Origin of the sequence: Lonsdalea quercina subsp. quercina (assembly GCF_000688695.1) — a bacterium.
Lineage (GTDB): Bacteria > Pseudomonadota > Gammaproteobacteria > Enterobacterales > Enterobacteriaceae > Lonsdalea > Lonsdalea quercina_D.
In genome coordinates this window covers 310,895-329,283 of record NZ_JIBQ01000004.1, presented here as the reverse complement: position 1 = coordinate 329,283, position 18,389 = coordinate 310,895, and the positions used below count along the sequence as shown (strand labels likewise).

The window sequence follows — 18,389 nt, the reverse complement described above, 5'->3', positions numbered from 1 at the left end:
GCTCAGGCCCTTCGGCCCACGCCATTTATCGTTCTTACGGAACTACAACACCATGCGTACAAGTCAATATTTGCTCTCCACTCAAAAGGAGACGCCCGCCGACGCCGAGGTTATCAGTCATCAGCTGATGCTGCGCGCAGGAATGATTCGTAAACTCGCCTCGGGTCTCTATACCTGGTTGCCGACGGGTTTGCGCGTTTTGAAAAAAGTCGAAAGTATCGTGCGCGAAGAAATGAATAGCGCCGGCGCCATCGAAATTTCGATGCCTGTCGTTCAGCCTGCGGACCTGTGGCAGGAGAGCGGTCGTTGGGAACAGTATGGTCCCGAGCTGCTGCGCTTCGCCGACCGCGGCGAACGTCCATTCGTGTTGGGCCCGACGCATGAAGAAGTCATCACCGATCTGGTGCGTAATGAAATCAGCTCCTACAAACAGCTACCGCTGACCTTCTATCAGATCCAGACCAAGTTCCGTGACGAAGTCCGTCCGCGCTTCGGCATCATGCGCGCGCGCGAGTTCCTGATGAAAGACGCCTACTCCTTCCATACCTCTCAAGAGTCACTGCAGGCGACTTACGATGCGTTGTATGCGGCATACACAAAAATCTTCAGCCGTATGGGCCTGAACTTCCGCGCCGTGCAGGCGGATACTGGCTCTATCGGCGGTAGCGCGTCTCACGAATTCCAGGTACTGGCCGCATGCGGCGAAGACGACATCGCCTTTTCCACCGAATCAGACTTCGCCGCTAATATCGAGCTTGCCGAAGCGGTTGCTCCGAACGTTGAACGCGCCGCGCCGACGCAGGACATGACCCTGGTCGAAACGCCCAACGCTAAAACCATCGCTGAGCTGGTTGAACAGTTCGACGTGCCGGTGGAAAAAACGGTTAAAACGCTGCTGGTGAAAGCGACGGAAGAAAGCGCGCACCCGCTGGTTGCCCTGCTGGTTCGCGGCGATCACGAGCTGAATGAAGTGAAGGCCGAGAAGCTGGATCTGGTTGCAAGTCCGCTGACCTTCGCCACGGAAGAAGAAATTCGCGCGTTGGTGAATGCAGGTCCAGGCTCTCTGGGTCCGGTCAATCTGTCCTTGCCTGTCATCATCGACAGAACCGTTGCGGTAATGAGCGATTTCAGCGCGGGCGCCAACATCGACGGCAAGCACTACTTCGGCATCAACTGGGAGCGTGACGTTGCGCTGCCGCAGGTTGCTGATCTGCGTAATGTGGTAGAAGGCGATCAAAGCCCGGACGGTAAAGGCACGTTACAGATCAAGCGCGGTATCGAAGTCGGCCACATCTTCCAGCTCGGCACCAAATATTCTGAAGCCATGAAGGCAACGGTACAGGGCGAAGATGGCCGTAACCAGACGCTGACGATGGGATGCTATGGTATTGGTATCTCCCGTGTGATAGCCGCAGCGATCGAACAGAACCATGACGATCGCGGTATTATCTGGCCAGACGTGCTTGCACCGTTCCAGGTGGCCATTCTGCCGATGAACATGCATAAATCCTTCCGCGTTAAAGAAGTGGCGGAACGTATTTATCAGCAGCTGCGCGACAATGGCGTAGAAGTGTTGATGGACGACCGTAAAGAACGCCCAGGCGTGATGTTTGCGGACATGGAGCTGATTGGCATTCCTCACACCATCGTCATTGGCGATCGTAACCTGGACAACGATGATATCGAGTACAAAAACCGTCGTCAGGGTGAGAAACAGATGATTAAAACGGGTGAGGTGGTGGACTTCCTGCTCTCGCAGGTCGTGCGTTAATCGCGTTCCGGTTTCAGTCATAAAAAATGGTGGGTTACCCCACCATTTTTTTATTCTCGTCACCGTTAATGGTGACTATGCACGGAACAGCTCTTCAATATCAAGCCCCTGCATTTGCAGGATTTCACGCAGACGACGCAGTCCTTCAACCTGAATCTGACGCACGCGTTCGCGAGTCAGACCAATTTCACGACCAACATCTTCCAGCGTGGCCGCTTCATAACCCAGAAGGCCGAAGCGACGAGCCAGAACTTCTCGCTGTTTTGCATTCAGTTCGAACAACCACTTAACGATATTTTGCTTCATATCGTTATCCTGCGTAGTGTCCTCAGGACCGTTGTCTTTCTCATCGGCCAGAATATCCAGTAACGCCTTTTCAGAATCTCCGCCCAGCGGCGTGTCAACGGAAGTAATACGTTCGTTCAGACGCAACATACGGTTCACGTCATCAACTGGTTTATCGAGCTGTTCGGCAATTTCTTCCGCACTGGGCTCATGATCTAGCTTATGGGATAACTCGCGTGCTGTGCGCAGGTAAACATTAAGTTCTTTGACAATGTGAATCGGTAAACGGATGGTGCGGGTTTGATTCATTATCGCCCGCTCTATGGTCTGCCTGATCCACCAGGTCGCATACGTTGAAAAGCGAAACCCTCTTTCCGGGTCAAACTTCTCAACGGCTCGGATCAGACCAAGGTTTCCTTCTTCAATCAGGTCCAGCAAAGCTAGCCCCCGATTGTTATAGCGACGGGCGATTTTCACCACCAACCGCAGGTTACTCTCGATCATACGTTTGCGTGATGATACGTCACCACGCAACGCTCGCCGGGCGAAATAGACCTCTTCTTCGGCGGTTAAAAGAGGCGAATAGCCAATTTCTCCCAGATAGAGTTGAGTAGCATCTAAAACACGCTGGGTGCTAACTTGTGACAATAACTCATCGTCTAAAGAGTCATTGTCACTGGTTTCTTCCTCTGCCAGCGCTTTATCGTCAAATACGTCAAGCCCATTCTCGTCGAAATCAGTATCTTCATGTAACTCGTTAACTTTCAGCGTACTTTGGCTCATAAGCGGCTCCTACCCGTGATCCCTTGGCAGAATACCGAAGCACTCTGCCCGATTTATCGCTGCGGAATAAAACGCAGCGGGTTTACGGATTTCCCCTTGTAACGAATTTCAAAATGCAAGCGTACTGAACTGGTTCCGGTGCTACCCATGGTAGCTATTTGTTGTCCCGCCTTAACCTCTTGTTGTTCCCGGACCAGCATGGTTTCGTTATGGGCATAGGCGCTCAGGTAGTCATCATTATGCTTGATGATTATCAGATTCCCGTAACCGCGCAAAGCGTTGCCCGCGTACACCACGCGCCCTCCGGCGGTAGCAACCACGGTCTGCCCACGTGAGCCAGCGATATCAATCCCTTTATTTCCCCCCTCAGAGGCTGAGAAATTATCAATGACTTTCCCATCTGTAGGCCAACGCCAACCAGTAATAGCGGCATTACTGCTGCTAGGTACCGGCGTTGGTTCGGTAGCAGGAGCGGAAACTGCGGCTCCTGTAGCAGGTAACATCTTACCCACATTCTGTTTACCCGAATTTGCAGAATACGCATTAGTTGAGGTGGAATCAACCTGTGAAGTTTGTATTTGCGTACTGCTCGGCGCCTGAGAAACTCCCCCTGCCGCCGCATTGGCTGGAAGCATGTGACCGCTGCGAGAATTGGAAGGGCTCACGACTGCGCCTGAAGGCACGCTGGCAACCGCCATGCCCTGCCCTGCGCTCGTATTCATATTATTTCCCAGCGCCAGACTCTGCCCGACATTCAGACTGTAGGGTTCCGGGATATTATTGCGCTGCGCCAGCTCGCGATAATCGTTGCCCGTAATCCAGGCGATGTAGAACAGCGTATCGCCGCGTTTTACGGTATAGGTATTCCCGGTATAGCTACCTTTAGGAATCGCGTCGTAGCTGCGGTTATAAACGATTTTTCCGCCTTGCGAGTTAACTGGAGCAGAAGTGACCGGCGTGCTGACAACAGCGGCGGGTCGTGAATTCGCCGATGAAGAGAGGCGTGGCGGTGAAGCGATCGCGCCGCTACGGCCAGAGGCATTGCCACCATCGCCCACGCTGCTTATAGAGGCAGGCTGATCGTTACCGTCGGCGCAGCCCGCCAACCCCAGAGCAATTGCCGTACATACCGCGAGCTGACGCCAGTTCATCATTTGGCTCCCCATGCGCCGAATCCCCCTATGACCCAAAATTGACTCGTTAATTGTCGCCAGCTGTCTCAAAAAATTAGCTCAATTGCCGAGAGTGGGAATCTGTCATTCCCAAATAAACTCAACAACGCGCCCCCTCGTTTCTTAATAAAACGGGTATCGACGGGCCATAGAGACAGCACCATTCGTTGATGCTAGCAATATCAACAAATTAGTACCATAAGATAGTTGTATTGAAATTTTAAGACGGCAGGCGCTCATCATAAAGAGTCAGGCCAGTTCGCCTTTGACTAGCGGCACAAAGCGCACTCCCTCAACGGTTTGAATAATCAACTCTCCGTTGTTGCGTTGAACCACCTTGAGCGTTTGCTGCTCTTCACCGACCGGCAGAACCATGATGCCGCCTTCATCCAGCTGATCCATCAGCGCAACGGGAATTTCAGGCGGCGCCGCCGTGACAATAATCGCATCGAAAGGTCCTTTTGAGGCCCATCCCAACCAGCCGTCGCCATGCCGCGTGGACACATTATGCAAGTCGAGCTGTTTGAGACGACGCTTAGCCTGCCACTGGAGTCCTTTAATCCGCTCCACAGAACAAACGTGCTGCACCAGATGCGCCAGCACGGCGGTTTGATAGCCCGAGCCAGTACCAATCTCCAGAACGCGGGATACGGGCGTCAGGCGCAGCAATTCGGTCATTCTGGCGACCATGTAAGGTTGAGAAATCGTCTGTCCTGAACCAATAGGCAATGCCGTATTTTCATAGGCTTTGTGTTCAAAGGCTTCATCAACGAAGCGTTCTCGCGGTACGGCGGCCATCGCCTGTAACAGGCGTTCATCCTTAATTCCCTGCCGACTCAACTGTTCCAGTAATGTCTGCACGCGTTTGTTCACCATTCCCCGCAAACCCCAGCTTTGGCTAACCTCATCAACGTTGTTTATGCTGCTTGGACAAAGGCATGCCCCTGCCGCAGCGTTGTGCTCTCCGTCGCGCCCGAAATACCGCTACATCCCGCTGTCGAATTCCTGCTCTTCGACCTGCATCAGCTCACGCACGACGCTGGTGGCATAACAGCCCGATGGCAACCAGAAACGCACGGTGACGACGTCATCATTCTGCCACGACCACTCCATGTGTTGCGGAGTGACCAAGATCGCTCTCCGCGCCGGCTCCAGACGCTCCCGGCGCAGCAGCGACAGCAGCAGTTCGTTCTCTTCCAGACAGGACGACTCGAATACCAGCGCATCGGCCTGCGTACCCGGTTCGCCATCGCCCGGCATCGGGGCCGTCACCTGAAGCTCTCCCGCATCCAAACGCTGTTGCAACGTCTCAAGCTCTTCTGACTGCGCGACGAACCAACTGCCGCGACCGGTCAATTGCAGCGCATCCCCGTTCAACACTGTTTTTTCCAGCTTTTGCGTCAGACGGGCGCTGGCGACGCGGTTGAACAGTTCACTGCGGCTGGCCGACAGATAAAAACTGCGTTTACTGCGTTCTTTAACGCGAATCTCATTATTCGCCCAGCGTCGAGCCTGCTCAAGATTATTGCCGTTACGGCCGAAACGCTGGCTACCGAAATAGTTGGGCACGCCCTGTTCGGAGATATGTTGTAATCGCGTCTCGATTTCCGCTCGGTCGCTGATGTGACGAAGCACCAGCGTGAACGCATTTCCCTTCAGGGCGCCGATGCGCAGTTTCCGGCGGTGACGAGCGGTTTCCAAAATTTCGCATCCTTCCAGCTCGAACGTCCGCCAGTCCGGATCGGCTTTGCCCGGCATATGCAGACCGAACCATTGTTCAGTGACGGCATGACGGTCTTTCAGACCCGCATAGCTAACCGCGCGGGCCGGCAGACGGGCGAACTTCGCCAGCGCTTCGGCGACAAAAGACGTATTGCAGCCGCGCTTACGCACCCGGACCAAAATGTGTTCACCGTCGCCATCAGGCTGGAATCCGAGATCTTCTATCACCTCAAAGTCTTCTGCCGATGCTTTCAGTACGCCGCTTGCGGCAGGCTTACCGTGCATCCAGTAGAGCTCATTAGAGGTTTCCATCACCATGCCACCACTCCCGACGCATCGCTTTTCACCAACAAAGCCACGGCCTCACAGGCGATCCCCTCGCCGCGGCCGGTAAATCCCAGTTGTTCGGTCGTGGTCGCTTTAACGTTGACGTCGTCCATGTGGCACTGAAGATCTTCCGCCAGATTGACTCTCATTTGCGGGATGTGCGGCGCCATTTTCGGCGCCTGAGCGATAATGGTCACGTCCACATTGCCCAGGCTATACCCCATCTCGGAAATACGGCGCCAGGCTTCCCGCAAGAGTTCACGACTATCCGCGCCCTTAAAGGCCGGGTCGGTATCCGGAAACAGTTTGCCGATATCGCCCAGCGCGGCGGCGCCCAACAGCGCGTCGGTGACAGCATGCAGCACCACGTCGCCATCGGAATGCGCGAGCAAACCTTGCGTGTAAGGAACTCTTACTCCACCGAGCACAAGCGGGCCTTCGCCACCGAATTTATGGACATCAAAACCGTGACCGATACGCATCGCACACGCTCCTTTATTTATACAATAGTTTGATTTTCAAGGTTACGAGTCAGATAAAACTCCGCCAGCGCCAAATCTTCCGGGCGGGTGACTTTGATATTATCCGCTCGTCCGCTGACAATCTGGGGATGGTAACCGCAAAACTCCAACGCCGACGCTTCATCGGTAATCTCCGCCCCTTCGGACAGGGCGCGTTCCAGGCTGTTTTTCAGCAGCATTAAGGGAAACAACTGTGGCGTCAGGGCGTGCCAGAGCGCATTGCGCTCGACCGTATGTTCGATAGCGCCCTGCGCGTTGCTACGCTTCATGGTATCACGCACCGGCGCAGCCAGAATGCCTCCGACGTCGCTTCGCGACGTCAGTTCCAGCAAGCGAGCCAAATCGTTTGGATGCAAGCATGGGCGGGCCGCATCATGCACCAGCACCCATTCCACGCCCTGAACCTGCTGCAGACCGGCCAGCACGGAGTCCGCCCTCTGCCGTCCGCCCTGCACGATTTGAATGCGGGGATTGGACGCCAGCGGCAGCGTGTGAAAGTAGTCGTCATCAGGGCTGATAGCGATTATGGCCTTACGGATACGCGGATGCTGAAACAGCGCGTCCACCGTATGTTCCAGAATCGTTTTGTTACCGATCTTCAAATATTGTTTCGGGCGATCGATCTGCATTCTGCTGCCGTTTCCGGCGGCAGGCAGCACGGCAATCACCTCAGATGGGTCATCCTTCAGAGTCAGCATACCTAGCGTGGGGTCGGATAAGAGGAAGATTGAGGGGACGTAGAGGTCGAGTTGGTCTGATGGCCCGACTGGTTTGGCACCAGACGATAGAATGATTCGCCGGGTTTGATCATAGTTAGTTCGTTACGAGCGCGCTCTTCGATAGCTTCCTGCCCGCCATTGAGATCGTCGATTTCGGCGAAAAGCAGTTCATTACGGGATTTCAACTTGGCATTGCTGGCCTGTTGAACGGCAACGCCGTCCTTCACCTGCACCAAGTCGTGAATACCGTTTTTTCCCAGCCAAAGCGAATACTGCAGCCAGCCTAGAATGACCAATAATAACAGCGTAAGTTTTCCCATCCCGCCCCCTGAAAAGCCGCCTAATCATCCCATAACTTTTATCAGGACTCCACTGTGCGGATGCAATTGCTGAAGACAATTCGGCACAGGCACTACAGAACACCGGACTCTACGCGTCAGAAGGAAGAAAGGTTTCTGTGCCGGAAGTCCGGCGCAGAGGCCGTCCGGCTATGAATAATAGCCTACCAGCCTGAAATTACCGAGAAGACTAGCCAGAAGCTGAACAGAACGGAACCGCCGCAGCACAGGATCATGGGNAACACCCGCCGCTGCCATAGCAGGCCGAACAGCATTCCCACCATGACGCAGAGAAGCAGCAACGCCAGAAATAGCGGCCAGGTATAGAGCATCAGCAGGCGCGTGGCATCAAGACCATACAGCAAGAAAGTGAGAGCAAACGCCAACCAGTAAAAACAGAAGCCGGCTATCGCCCCCAGGCTGGGGTATGACACCGGCGTGTCCTGTGAAGGAGGATGGATCTGGCGATGCGGCAATAGCGTAACACGCTGGACAGTTTTTCCCATTCGGCTCGTGTTCCCGGCACAACGCGTTTTGGCAACGCTTGACAAGAATGTTAAGCGTCTATGATAGCCAGACGGCGCAGCATCGCTAACAGTTGCGCGATCAAATCTGTTACTAATTGTTCTCCATTTAGATGCGCTTCCGGATGTTCAGGCGCTTCATAGATCGAGTCAATTCCCGTGAAATTGCGCAGTTCGCCAGCGCGCGCTTTCTTATAGAGACCTTTAGGATCGCGCGCCTCGCACACCGCCAGCGGCGTGTCCACGAACACTTCGATAAATTGACGCTCTTCCAGCAAGTCGCGCNCCATCTGCCGTTCGGCGCGATGCGGCGAGATGAACGCGGTGAGAACAACCAAACCGGCGTCCACCATCAGCTTAGCCACCTCCCCGACGCGGCGAATATTTTCGCGCCGATCGTCGTCCGTAAATCCCAGGTCGCGACACAGGGCATGCCGAACGTTGTCGCCGTCCAGCAAATAGGTGCTGACGCCAGCAGCGTGCAGCGCCTGCTCCAGCGCCCCAGCCAGCGTCGATTTCCCCGAGCCGGACAGCCCGGTAAACCAGATGACCGCGCCACGGTGGCCGTGGCGACGTTCACGATCCGCACGCGTCACCGCGTGAGAATGCCATACTACGTTTTCATTGGCTGGGGACAGGGATTGTGGCTCGGACACCTTATTTCCCCCCCAGCAGATCGCGCGCNCCCCAATGCGGGAAGTGACGACGCACCAGCGCGTTCAGCTCCAGTTCAAACGCACTGTACGCGCCGGGCTCTTCATAGGTCTGTTCGATGCCTTCTCGCACCAGACCCGCGCCCACCGTGACGTTACTCAGACGGTCTATAAAGATCATCCCGCCGGTGACGTGGTTCTGCGGATAGCGGTCCAGCACCAGTGGTTCGTCGAAGGTCAGCTCCACCAGCCCGATGCCGTTCAACGGTAACGATTCGGTCACCCGCTGGGTCAGCGTATTGATGTCGACCTGATACTGAATGTTTTCCACTCGCGCCCGCGTTTTCTTGCCCGCAATTTTGATGTCGTAGCTTTGCCCCGCGATCAGCGGCTGTTCCGCCATCCATACCACGTCCACCTGCGCACTCTGCACCGCTTCCAGCGTTTCCGCATGATCGACGATCAGATCGCCGCGGCTGATATCAATCTCCTTTTCCAGCACCAGCGTCACCGCTTCGCCAACCTGCGCCTGCGGCAGATCGCCGTCAAACGTCACGATGCGGGCGATGGCCGACTCAACGCCGGAAGGCAGCACCTTGACGCGCTGGCCGACGTGGACCACGCCGGACGCCACCGTCCCCGCGTAGCCGCGAAAATCCAGGTTGGGTCGGTTGACATACTGCACCGGGAAACGCAGCGGCTGGGAAAGGCTGTGCGGCGCAACATCAACCGTCTCCAGCACCTCCAGCAACGTGGGGCCGTTATACCAGCTCATCTGAGTGCTGGGCGTCGCCACGTTATCCCCTTCCAGCGCGGAGAGCGGTACGAAGGTGACGTTGAGATCCGCCGGCAGCTGCTGCGCAAAGTCCAAATAGTCCTGCTTAAACTGTTCGAAGACCGACTGCTGATAGTCGACCAGATCCATTTTGTTGACCGCCACGACCAGATGACGGATGCCCAGTAGGGTGGCGATGAAGCTGTGACGGCGCGTCTGATCCAACACGCCTTTTCGGGCATCGATCAGCAGAATTGCCAGTTCACAGGTGGATGCGCCAGTCGCCATGTTACGCGTGTATTGCTCATGCCCTGGGGTGTCGGCAATGATGAATTTACGCTTCTCGGTAGAGAAATAGCGGTAAGCGACGTCAATGGTGATCCCCTGCTCGCGCTCAGCCTGCAGGCCGTCGACCAGCAAAGCCAAATCCAGCTTTTCACCCTGTGTTCCCAGCCTTTTGCTGTCATTGTGCAGCGTGGAAAGCTGATCTTCGTAGATCTGGCGGGTATCATGCAGCAGGCGACCAATCAAGGTGCTTTTACCGTCGTCGACGCTGCCGCAGGTCAGGAAGCGCAGCAGGCTTTTATCCTGTTGTGCAAGCAGATAGGCCTCGACGCCGCCCTGCTCGGCGATCTGTTTTGCTATATCGTGATTCATGCTGCCACTCCTCAGAAATATCCCTGACGCTTTTTCAGCTCCATCGACCCGGCCTGATCGCGGTCGATCATCCGTCCCTGACGCTCACTGGTGGTGGAGACCAACATTTCTTCGATGATCTCCGGCAGAGTCTGCGCCTGCGACTCGACCGCGCCTGTCAACGGCCAACATCCCAGCGTGCGGAAACGCACCATGCGCTGGGTGATGGTTTCACCCGGCTGCGGCTCGAAGCGGTCGTCATCGACCATCATCAGCATACCGTCACGCTCGACCACCGGGCGCTCTGCGGCCAGATACAGCGGTACGATGTCGATTTTTTCGAGGAAGATATACTGCCAGATATCCAGCTCCGTCCAGTTAGACAGGGGAAACACGCGAATGCTTTCACCCTTGTTGATCTGACCGTTGTAATTGCGCCATAGCTCGGGTCGCTGGTTTTTCGGATCCCAGCGATGGAAGCGGTCGCGGAACGAGTAGATACGCTCTTTGGCGCGCGATTTTTCTTCGTCGCGCCGCGCCCCGCCGAAAGCGGCATCGAAGCCATACTTGTTCAGCGCCTGTTTCAGCCCTTCGGTCTTCATGATGTCGGTATGCTTCGCGCTGCCGTGCACAAACGGGTTGATCCCCATCGCGACGCCTTCCGGGTTGCGGTGTACCAGCAGTTCGCAGCCGTAAGCCTTAGCCGTCCGGTCACGAAACTCGTACATTTCGCGAAACTTCCAGCCGGTATCGACGTGCAGCAGCGGGAACGGCAGCGTGCCGGGATAGAAAGCCTTGCGCGCCAGATGCAGCATGACCGAGGAGTCTTTACCGATGGAATACATCATCACCGGATTACTGAACTCCGCCGCGACTTCGCGAATGATATGAATACTTTCTGCTTCAAGCTGTTGCAGATGCGTCAGTCTTTTCTCGTCCATAAAATCGTACCTTAAGCCAAATTCACCACTGTTGGCCGACGTTCTGAGGCCGACACCCGCGAATGATCTCCAAACCAGGCGATTTGCTCATGCAAATTCACCACCTCGCCAATCACCAGCAATGCCGGTGTAGCCGCCTGCTGCGCCAGCGGTTCCAACTGTTGCAATGTGCCGGTCAGCACCTGCTGATCCCGGCATGTGCCGCGGCTGATCACGGCGACCGGCGTTTCAGCGGATCGCCCGTTTTCTATCAGCTGACGGCTGATGTCCGCGGCTTTCATCGTCCCCATATAAATCACCAACGTTTGCCGCTCGCGCGCCAGCGTAGACCAGTCCGGCGCTTTGCCGTCTACGCGGTGATGTCCGGTAATAAAGGCCACGCTTTGCGCATAGTCGCGATGGGTCAGCGGGATACCCGCGTACGCGGTCACGCCCGCCGCCGCCGTCACGCCCGGCACCACCTGGAAGGGAATGCCCGCCTTGGCCACGTGCTGCAGCTCCTCGCCGCCTCGACCAAAAATAAAAGGATCGCCGCCCTTCAGGCGAACGACCCGTTTGCCTTGCTGCGCCAACGTCACCAGCCGCCGGTTAATCTCGTCCTGCGGCATCAGATGCGCGCTGGCGCGTTTGCCCACGCAAATCATCTCGGCGTCGCGTCGAACCAGTTCCAGCACGTCCGCGCTCACCAGATAGTCGTAGAGTACGACGTCCGCCTGCTGGATCACCTGTAAACCGCGTAGCGTCAGCAAGCCGGCATCGCCTGGTCCCGCGCCCACCAAAGACACCTCGCCTTGCAGGCTCTGCGGCTCCATCAGCTGTTTTTCCAGCGCGTCCTCGGCTTCCGTCAGTTTTCCCGACGTCACCAATGAGGCAAAACGACTCTCGAACAGGCGCTCCCAAAACCGGCGTCGGCCTGTCATCGTCGGCAGTTGCCGTTTCACGCGGGTACGCCAGTGGCCCGCCAGCTCGGCCATCTGTCCTAAACGAGAGGGCAGTAGCGCCTCCAGCTTTTCACGCAGCAGTCGCGCCAATACCGGCGCCGTGCCGCTGGACGAGATCGCCACCATCAGCGGGGATCTATCAATCAACGACGGAAAAATAAAGGAGCATTTCGGCTGATCGTCGACCACGTTGACCAGCTTTTGCCGACGATCCGCGGACGCTGAGACCGTTTCATTGAGCTTAGCATCATCGGTGGCGGCAATGACCAGGAACACCGGGTCCAGCTGTTCAGGGCTGAACTCACGGGCAATCCAGACCACCTTTCCGGCCTGATGCAAAGCATTAAGCGGGGCGCACAGTTCGCGCGCCGCCACCCGGACCTCTGCGCCCGCCCGCAGCAATAGCGTGATTTTACGCATGGCCACTTCGCCGCCGCCCACCACCAGCACGGGGCGCTGCCGTAGATCGGCGAATACAGGGAGATAGTTCACAGATGCCTTTACTAAGATAAAAAAGTGATAATGGGACTATAAAACGAGGGGGTAAGCGTAATGAAATGCCGAATTCGCATGATAAGTTCCGTAATGGAATAAAGAAGCACTCGATGAGCGGTAAAAAGCGTATCCACGCCCCTAAATGGGGGATTTGGACTCAATCGGTTATACCGAAACTGCCCAAATGTTCCGCCAGCTGATGCTGAAGCAGATACGCCTTCACCTCCCGTTGCCAAGCATCACCCAGCGACGCCACTCGACTATAAGTCACTCCGGCCAGCGCGCCACGGTCATCATAAGCATTAATCAACGTCTGGTTGATCGCATCCTGATTCAGCGCAGGATTCGACCGCTGCTGACGCGCCAGCGCATCAACCACCCGTTGTCGCTGTTCTGCATCCGGTTTCCAGCGTTGATGATATAAGCCGCTCAACACGATAAACAGCGGCGGGACACCTTCATCTCGCGCGGCTTGCAACCGCGAATGCCCATCTAAAATCACATAGGCGCCCAGCCCGGAGACAAACCACAGCAGAATGGGAGGCAACGCCCCTTCCCGTGCCTTCTTCCGCCACCACTTCACCCGCGACGAGGTCGGGTCGACCACAGACAGCGGCAGTAACCGCGTGCTTTCCCACCAGCGATCAATAAGAAACACCGCGTCTGACGCAGTCAGGTCCGGGATATCTTCGCCGAACAGATCCCAATGAGGACAATAGTCGCCCGCCGCCTGAGGAGAGATAAACCGCCAGGCGTTTATCGGCTGCGGCTGGATCACGCGCGGCGCGGCGGGCATCACATACGGCATAGGCCGCAACAGCCACTGGCCGCTGTTCAGCAGCGCTGGGGGAGAAGAAAGCAGTCGTTCGGCAAAGAAGCGGCACCAAAATGCCTGACGCGCGGCGGGCGTCTGCTCGGCTTCAGCCCGCATGACGTCGGCGGAGCGAATCGGGAGGAGCAACGATCGCTGGCGGATGTCTCTGCGAGGACAAAGCACGCTGGCCTCGGCGCCATTCGTCGCTATCACCGCCCAGAATAAGGTTTCATCTCCGCAGACCGCCTGTGCCCTTCCCTGTGCGCCTACGCGTAATTGCAGTGCTCCGGCCGGACGCTGGCTGGGAGGACTTTCCAGCGCCAACCCCTGCCAGACGCCCTCTCGATCGTCGATGTCTCGCCACCACATTTTCTTCCTCTCAGACACCCTATACCACTCCATTCAGCCAACAGCGGTAAAAATATCATGCCGCGCCAAGGGTATCACGGCGATACCCGATGAATTTATCTCATCGCATCTAAGCCGCTGGCCTCACTTAGGGAGCGACACATCAGGTTGAAGGTGGTTGGTCAAACCTAAAAACAGAAGGCGGTTGAAATCTCGTCGTCGCAAAAGAAAGCCCCTCGGGAGAGGGGCTGCGGGTCAACCTTCGTGCAAGCCGCACTCGCGCTTCAGACCGAAGAAGCGCGTCTCTTCTTCGCTCATGCCCGGCTCCCACTTGCGGGTGGTATGAGTATCGCCCACCGACAGGTAGCCCTGATCCCACAGCGGGTGGTAGCTCAGACCATTGGCCTTCAGGTACTGATAGACCTGTCGGTTGTCCCAGTCGATGATCGGCAGGAATTTGAATACGCCGCGCTGCACAGACAGCACCGGCAACGATTCACGGCTGCTCGACTGCTCGCGGCGCAGCCCGGCGAACCAGGTCCCCGCGCCAAGTTCCTGCAACGCCCGGTTCAACGGCTCAACCTTGTTCATCTGGTTATAGCGTTCGATACCTTCGACGCCTTGCTCCCACAGCTTGCCGTAGCGCGCTTCCTGCCACGCTGGCGACAACACGGCGCGAAACACCTTCAGGTTCAGCTTCAACTGGTCGGTGAGGCTGTCGATGAACTGATAGGTTTCCGGGAACAGGTAGCCGGTATCCGTCAGGATCACCGGAATCTGCGGACACTGCTGAGTCACCAGATGCAGAGAAATCGCCGCCTGAATACCAAAGCTCGAGGTAAGGACGAACTCGCCCGGTAGGTTTTCCAGGGCCCAGGCGATTCGGTTTTCGGCGGAAAGGCTTTCCAGCTCGGCGTTGATTTCCGCAAGCTCAGCCTCTTGTTCCGGCTTCGGTAACGCGTTGAGCGCATCCAGAATGAGTGCAGACATCAGGCTCTCCTCTTAGTCATAGAAATCGACAGCGGGGTCGAGCACCGGTTTGATGATGTGAGCACGAATGGCGAAATCGCCAAATCCTTCGCCCGCTTCGCGCTCCTGCGCCCAACGTCCTACCAACTGGTCGATTTCGCTGAGGATGTCAGCTTCGGTGATATTTTCCCGGTACATACGCGGAATGCGCGTTCCTTCCCGGTTGCCGCCAAGATGCAGGTTGTACCGGCCGATGGCTTTACCCACCAGACCGATTTCCGCCAGCAGCGAGCGGCCGCAGCCGTTAGGACAGCCGGTCACACGTAACACGATGTGCTCATCGCCAACGCCGTGCTGCTGCATGATGCCTTCTACTTTTGTGACAAACTGCGGCAGAAAACGTTCAGCTTCCGCCATCGCCAGCGGACAGGTCGGCAGCGAAACGCAGGCCATCGAATTTTTACGCTGCTCGCTGACCGCATCGTCAATCAGCCCATGTTCGCGCGCCAGCGCTTCGATTTTCGCTTTATCGCGCGTGGCCACGCCCGCCACAATCAGGTTTTGATTGGCGGTCAGGCGGAAATCCCCTTTGTGAATTTTGGCGATTTCGTTAAGCCCCGTTTTCAAAGGACGGCCTGGATAGTCGAGGATGCGGCCATTTTCGATAAACAGCGTCAGGTGCCACTTGTTATCGATGCCTTTGACCCAGCCGATACGGTCGCCGCGGCCGGTAAATTCATACGGACGGATCTCTTCGAACGTCACGCCGGACCGACGTTCCACTTCCTGTTTGAACGTGTCGACGCCAACGCGCTCCAGCGTATATTTAGTCTTGGCGTTCTTACGGTTGGTGCGGTTGCCCCAGTCACGCTGGGTGGTGACTACCGCTTCCGCCACGGCCAACGTCTTCTCGACGGGGATGTAGCCGAACTCGCTGGCGGTGCGCGCATAGGTCGCCTTGTCGCCGTGGGCGATGGACAAACCGCCACCCACCAGCACGTTGAAGCCGACCAGGCGGCCGTTCTCGGCGATGGCGACAAAGTTCAGGTCATTCGCATGCAGATCCACGTCGTTTTGCGGCGGGATCACCACCGTGGTTTTGAACTTACGCGGCAGGTAGGNCGATCCCAGGATCGGCTCTTCATCCGTCGTCGCTATCTTTTCCCGATCGAGCCAGATCTCGGCATAGGCGCGGGTACGCGGCAGCAGATGTTCGGAGATCTTCTTCGCCCAGTCGTACGCCTGCTGATGCAACTCAGACTCGGCGGGATTAGACGTACACATCACGTTGCGGTTCACGTCGTTCGCCGTCGCGAGTGAATCCAGCCCCACGTCGTGCAACAGCTGATGCGCCGATTTCAGGTCGGATTTCAGAATGCCGTGAAACTGAAACGTCTGGCGGTTAGTGATACGGATACTGCCGTAGATCGTCTTGGCCTTGGCAAAATCGTCGATCGCCAACCACTGCTTCGGGGTCATGACGCCGCCCGGCAGGCGACAGCGCAGCATCATCGCATGACGCGGCTCCAGCTTCTGCGCGACACGTTCAGCGCGAATATCGCGGTCGTCCTGCTGATACATGCCGTGAAAACGGATCAGCAGAAAGTTGTCGCCGGTAAAGCCACCGGTCAAGCCATCTTTCAGATCGTCTGCGATCGTGCCGCGCAGAAAATTGCTCTGCTTTTTCAGACGTTCCGCATCGGTGAGTTTGCCTTCCACCACCAGCGGGCCAGAATATCTCTCGCTCATTAGTACACGTCTCTCTGATAGCGCCGCTCAAGCCGCAGCTCGCTTAAAAATTCATCCGCCTGTTCGGCATCCATTCCGCCCTGCTCGGCAATCACCGTCAGCAGGGCCTGCTCGACATCTTTCGCCATGCGGTTGGCGTCGCCGCATACGTAAATATGCGCGCCATCCTGGATCCAGCGCCAGACTTCCGCGCTCTTCTCACGGATGCGATCCTGAACGTAAATTTTGTGCTCCTGATCGCGCGACCAGGCCAGATCGATGTGTGTCAGCAGCCCGTCTTTAACGTAACGCTGCCACTCCACCTGATACAGGAAATCTTCCACAAAGTGCGGATTGCCGAAGAACAGCCAGTTTTTACCCTCAGCGCCTTCCGCTTCACGCTGCTGCATAAATGCTCGGAACGGTGCAATGCCCGTCCCCGGTCCGATCATAATGACCGGCGTATTCGCGTCCGCAGGCAGGCGAAAATTGTCGTTGTGCTCGATAAAAACCCGCACTTCGCCGTCTTCTTCCAGCCGGTCTGCCAGGAAGCCCGAGGCACCACCGGTGCGCTCGCGCCCTTCGTGGGTGTAGCGCACGACGCCGACGGTGATATGCACCTCATTGTCGACCTCTTCCTGCGATGAGGCGATGGAGTACAGCCGCGGCGTCAGCGGACGCAACCAGCCGACCAGCTGTTCCGGGGTCAGTTCGGCGGGCGCCGAGCGCACCATCTCTACCAACGGCGTCTGCTGCGCGTACTGCTGCAGAGCGGATTTGTCTCCGACCCGCCCCTGGAGTGCTTCATCCCCCGACAGCCCGGCATATTTCTCCACCAGCGGCGCCGTGTTTTGAGTCAGCTCCAAATGCCGTTGCAGGGCCTCGGTGAGCGGCAGAGTCTTACCGGACACCGTCACCGTTTCATCCCCTTTTAACTTCAGGAGTCCCAGCAGTTCTTCGACCAGCGCCGGGTCATTCTCATACCACACGCCCAGCGCATCGCCGGGACGATAGCGCAGACCCGACTCGCCCAGATCAATTTCCAGGTGACGCACGTCTTTGTCCGAGCCGCGGCCGGTGATCTTTTGATTGACCGAAAGCGCCGCGGTATAAGGCNTTTCTTTGCCGTAAGGGCTCGCCGTTATCTCATCCACCGCGCCCGCCGCCGCCGTCTGAACGGCAGCCGCATCCTGCGCCTGATGGCGAGATTTCAGCGTTTCCGTCAGCCGTTGCCGCCACTGCTCCGCGTCGGGCTGGAACGCCACATCGGCATCTACCCGGTCCAACAGGCGTTCCGCGCCCAGTTCCGCCAGGCGGCTGTCGAAATCCCTGCCAGCTTTGCAGAAGAATTCGTATGACGAGTCTCCGAGGCCAAAGACCGCAAAAGCCGCATCGTTCAAGGTTGGCGCTTTCTTGGAGAACAGATATTTGTATAACGCCACGGCTTCTTCCGGCGGTTCTCCCTCGCCCTGCGTCGATGTCACAATGACCAGCAGTTTTTCCTGCGCGATGTGCTTAAATTTGTAGTCGCCCGCGTTGACGAGCGTGACCGGCAATCCGGCCGCCAGCAGATCGTCACGCGCCTGTTCGGCGACCCGCCGCGCATTCCCGGTCTGAGACGCAGAGATCAGCGTGATGGCTGAAGGCGCGGCAGGGGGGGCGCTGGCCGCCGCGACGGCGCCGGTTGAAACGCCGGCAGGCTGTTGAGAAATCCCCCAGAAATAACCGGATAGCCAGGCGAGCTGGGTGGGTGAGAAATCACCGGTTGCCGCCTGCAGGCGCGCAAGTTGCTCCGCGCTCAGAGGGAGCAGCGAAGTCGGAGAAACCGGATTTGTCATTGTGATACTTTTTCCTTGTTCAGGTCGCTGAAGCCAATGCCGATCTACTGCGGTAAAAAAATGAATGGGCTATTAAGGTAGCGACCCCC

At 57.0% G+C, this 18,389-nt stretch carries 17 protein-coding genes; 1 reads left to right on the top strand and 16 read right to left on the bottom strand.

Going from position 1 to position 18,389, the window contains the following annotated elements; all coding sequences use genetic code 11:
- Nucleotides 1-52: 52 nt before the first annotated feature.
- Nucleotides 53-1,771, top strand: a complete 1,719-nt coding sequence (gene proS / locus SB13_RS04740; protein WP_026739257.1) for a proline--tRNA ligase — start codon at nucleotides 53-55, stop codon at nucleotides 1,769-1,771.
- Between the two features lie 75 nt (nucleotides 1,772-1,846).
- On the opposite strand, the gene rpoS is transcribed toward proS, so the two are convergent.
- The 16 genes from rpoS to cysJ form a co-directional block, all read right to left on the bottom strand.
- Nucleotides 1,847-2,839: an RNA polymerase sigma factor RpoS gene (rpoS, locus tag SB13_RS04735; RefSeq protein WP_026739256.1), complete on the bottom strand. Its 993-nt coding sequence runs from the start codon at nucleotides 2,837-2,839 to the stop codon at nucleotides 1,847-1,849.
- 53 nt (nucleotides 2,840-2,892) lie between these two features.
- On the bottom strand, nucleotides 2,893-4,005 hold the full coding sequence (gene nlpD / locus SB13_RS04730) for a murein hydrolase activator NlpD (RefSeq protein ID WP_026739255.1): 1,113 nt from the start codon (nucleotides 4,003-4,005) through the stop codon (nucleotides 2,893-2,895).
- A gap of 255 nt (nucleotides 4,006-4,260) precedes the next feature.
- Entirely contained in the window at nucleotides 4,261-4,887 is a 627-nt protein-coding gene (locus tag SB13_RS04725; RefSeq protein WP_026739254.1) for a protein-L-isoaspartate(D-aspartate) O-methyltransferase, read from the bottom strand.
- A 108-nt stretch (nucleotides 4,888-4,995) separates the two neighbouring features.
- The gene (gene truD, locus SB13_RS04720) at nucleotides 4,996-6,045 is read right to left on the bottom strand and encodes a tRNA pseudouridine(13) synthase TruD (protein WP_026739253.1); all 1,050 of its coding nucleotides are present in this window, start codon (nucleotides 6,043-6,045) and stop codon (nucleotides 4,996-4,998) included.
- On the bottom strand, nucleotides 6,045-6,542 hold the full coding sequence (ispF, locus tag SB13_RS04715) for a 2-C-methyl-D-erythritol 2,4-cyclodiphosphate synthase (protein WP_026739252.1): 498 nt from the start codon (nucleotides 6,540-6,542) through the stop codon (nucleotides 6,045-6,047). The genes truD and ispF overlap by 1 nt, the downstream gene beginning before the upstream one ends.
- Nucleotides 6,543-6,559: 17 nt before the next feature.
- Nucleotides 6,560-7,279 (bottom strand): 2-C-methyl-D-erythritol 4-phosphate cytidylyltransferase, encoded by a 720-nt coding sequence (gene ispD / locus SB13_RS04710; protein WP_026739251.1) that lies wholly within the window; start codon nucleotides 7,277-7,279, stop codon nucleotides 6,560-6,562.
- Between the two features lie 2 nt (nucleotides 7,280-7,281).
- Nucleotides 7,282-7,620, bottom strand: a complete 339-nt coding sequence (ftsB, locus tag SB13_RS04705; protein WP_026739250.1) for a cell division protein FtsB — start codon at nucleotides 7,618-7,620, stop codon at nucleotides 7,282-7,284.
- A gap of 182 nt (nucleotides 7,621-7,802) precedes the next feature.
- Nucleotides 7,803-8,144 carry a DUF3561 family protein gene (locus SB13_RS04700; protein WP_026739249.1) on the bottom strand — a complete coding sequence of 114 codons (342 nt, stop codon included), beginning with the start codon at nucleotides 8,142-8,144 and terminating at the stop codon, nucleotides 7,803-7,805.
- Between the two features lie 50 nt (nucleotides 8,145-8,194).
- Nucleotides 8,195-8,854 (bottom strand): adenylyl-sulfate kinase, encoded by a 660-nt coding sequence (cysC, locus tag SB13_RS04695; RefSeq protein WP_072000205.1) that lies wholly within the window; start codon nucleotides 8,852-8,854, stop codon nucleotides 8,195-8,197.
- Nucleotides 8,820-10,247 carry a sulfate adenylyltransferase subunit CysN gene (cysN, locus tag SB13_RS04690; RefSeq protein WP_026739247.1) on the bottom strand — a complete coding sequence of 476 codons (1,428 nt, stop codon included), beginning with the start codon at nucleotides 10,245-10,247 and terminating at the stop codon, nucleotides 8,820-8,822. The genes cysC and cysN overlap by 35 nt, the downstream gene beginning before the upstream one ends.
- Nucleotides 10,248-10,258: 11 nt before the next feature.
- Nucleotides 10,259-11,167 carry a sulfate adenylyltransferase subunit CysD gene (gene cysD / locus SB13_RS04685; RefSeq protein ID WP_026739246.1) on the bottom strand — a complete coding sequence of 303 codons (909 nt, stop codon included), beginning with the start codon at nucleotides 11,165-11,167 and terminating at the stop codon, nucleotides 10,259-10,261.
- An 11-nt stretch (nucleotides 11,168-11,178) separates the two neighbouring features.
- A complete protein-coding gene (cysG, locus tag SB13_RS04680) occupies nucleotides 11,179-12,600 on the bottom strand; it encodes a siroheme synthase CysG (protein WP_026739245.1) in 1,422 nt (473 codons plus the stop codon).
- A gap of 160 nt (nucleotides 12,601-12,760) precedes the next feature.
- Entirely contained in the window at nucleotides 12,761-13,786 is a 1,026-nt protein-coding gene (locus SB13_RS04675; RefSeq protein WP_036150845.1) for a hypothetical protein, read from the bottom strand.
- A 234-nt stretch (nucleotides 13,787-14,020) separates the two neighbouring features.
- A complete protein-coding gene (locus tag SB13_RS04670; RefSeq protein ID WP_026739243.1) occupies nucleotides 14,021-14,755 on the bottom strand; it encodes a phosphoadenylyl-sulfate reductase in 735 nt (244 codons plus the stop codon).
- Between the two features lie 12 nt (nucleotides 14,756-14,767).
- Nucleotides 14,768-16,483, bottom strand: a complete 1,716-nt coding sequence (gene cysI, locus SB13_RS04665) for an assimilatory sulfite reductase (NADPH) hemoprotein subunit (RefSeq protein WP_026739242.1) — start codon at nucleotides 16,481-16,483, stop codon at nucleotides 14,768-14,770.
- Complete coding sequence (cysJ, locus tag SB13_RS04660) at nucleotides 16,483-18,300, bottom strand: NADPH-dependent assimilatory sulfite reductase flavoprotein subunit (protein WP_026739241.1); 1,818 nt, start codon at nucleotides 18,298-18,300, stop codon at nucleotides 16,483-16,485. The genes cysI and cysJ overlap by 1 nt, the downstream gene beginning before the upstream one ends.
- Nucleotides 18,301-18,389 lie beyond the last annotated feature (89 nt).

Coding starts and splice junctions, on each gene's coding strand:
- SB13_RS04725 (WP_026739254.1), bottom strand. CDS start 4,887: ATGGTGAACAAACGCGTGCAGACATTACTGGAACAGTTGAGTCGGCAG.
- ftsB (WP_026739250.1), bottom strand. CDS start 7,620: ATGGGAAAACTTACGCTGTTATTATTGGTCATTCTAGGCTGGCTGCAG.
- SB13_RS04670 (WP_026739243.1), bottom strand. CDS start 14,755: ATGTCTGCACTCATTCTGGATGCGCTCAACGCGTTACCGAAGCCGGAA.
- SB13_RS04675 (WP_036150845.1), bottom strand. CDS start 13,786: ATGTGGTGGCGAGACATCGACGATCGAGAGGGCGTCTGGCAGGGGTTG.
- rpoS (WP_026739256.1), bottom strand. CDS start 2,839: ATGAGCCAAAGTACGCTGAAAGTTAACGAGTTACATGAAGATACTGAT.
- proS (WP_026739257.1), top strand. CDS start 53: ATGCGTACAAGTCAATATTTGCTCTCCACTCAAAAGGAGACGCCCGCC.
- nlpD (WP_026739255.1), bottom strand. CDS start 4,005: ATGGGGAGCCAAATGATGAACTGGCGTCAGCTCGCGGTATGTACGGCA.
- truD (WP_026739253.1), bottom strand. CDS start 6,045: ATGGAAACCTCTAATGAGCTCTACTGGATGCACGGTAAGCCTGCCGCA.
- ispF (WP_026739252.1), bottom strand. CDS start 6,542: ATGCGTATCGGTCACGGTTTTGATGTCCATAAATTCGGTGGCGAAGGC.
- cysD (WP_026739246.1), bottom strand. CDS start 11,167: ATGGACGAGAAAAGACTGACGCATCTGCAACAGCTTGAAGCAGAAAGT.
- ispD (WP_026739251.1), bottom strand. CDS start 7,279: ATGCTGACTCTGAAGGATGACCCATCTGAGGTGATTGCCGTGCTGCCT.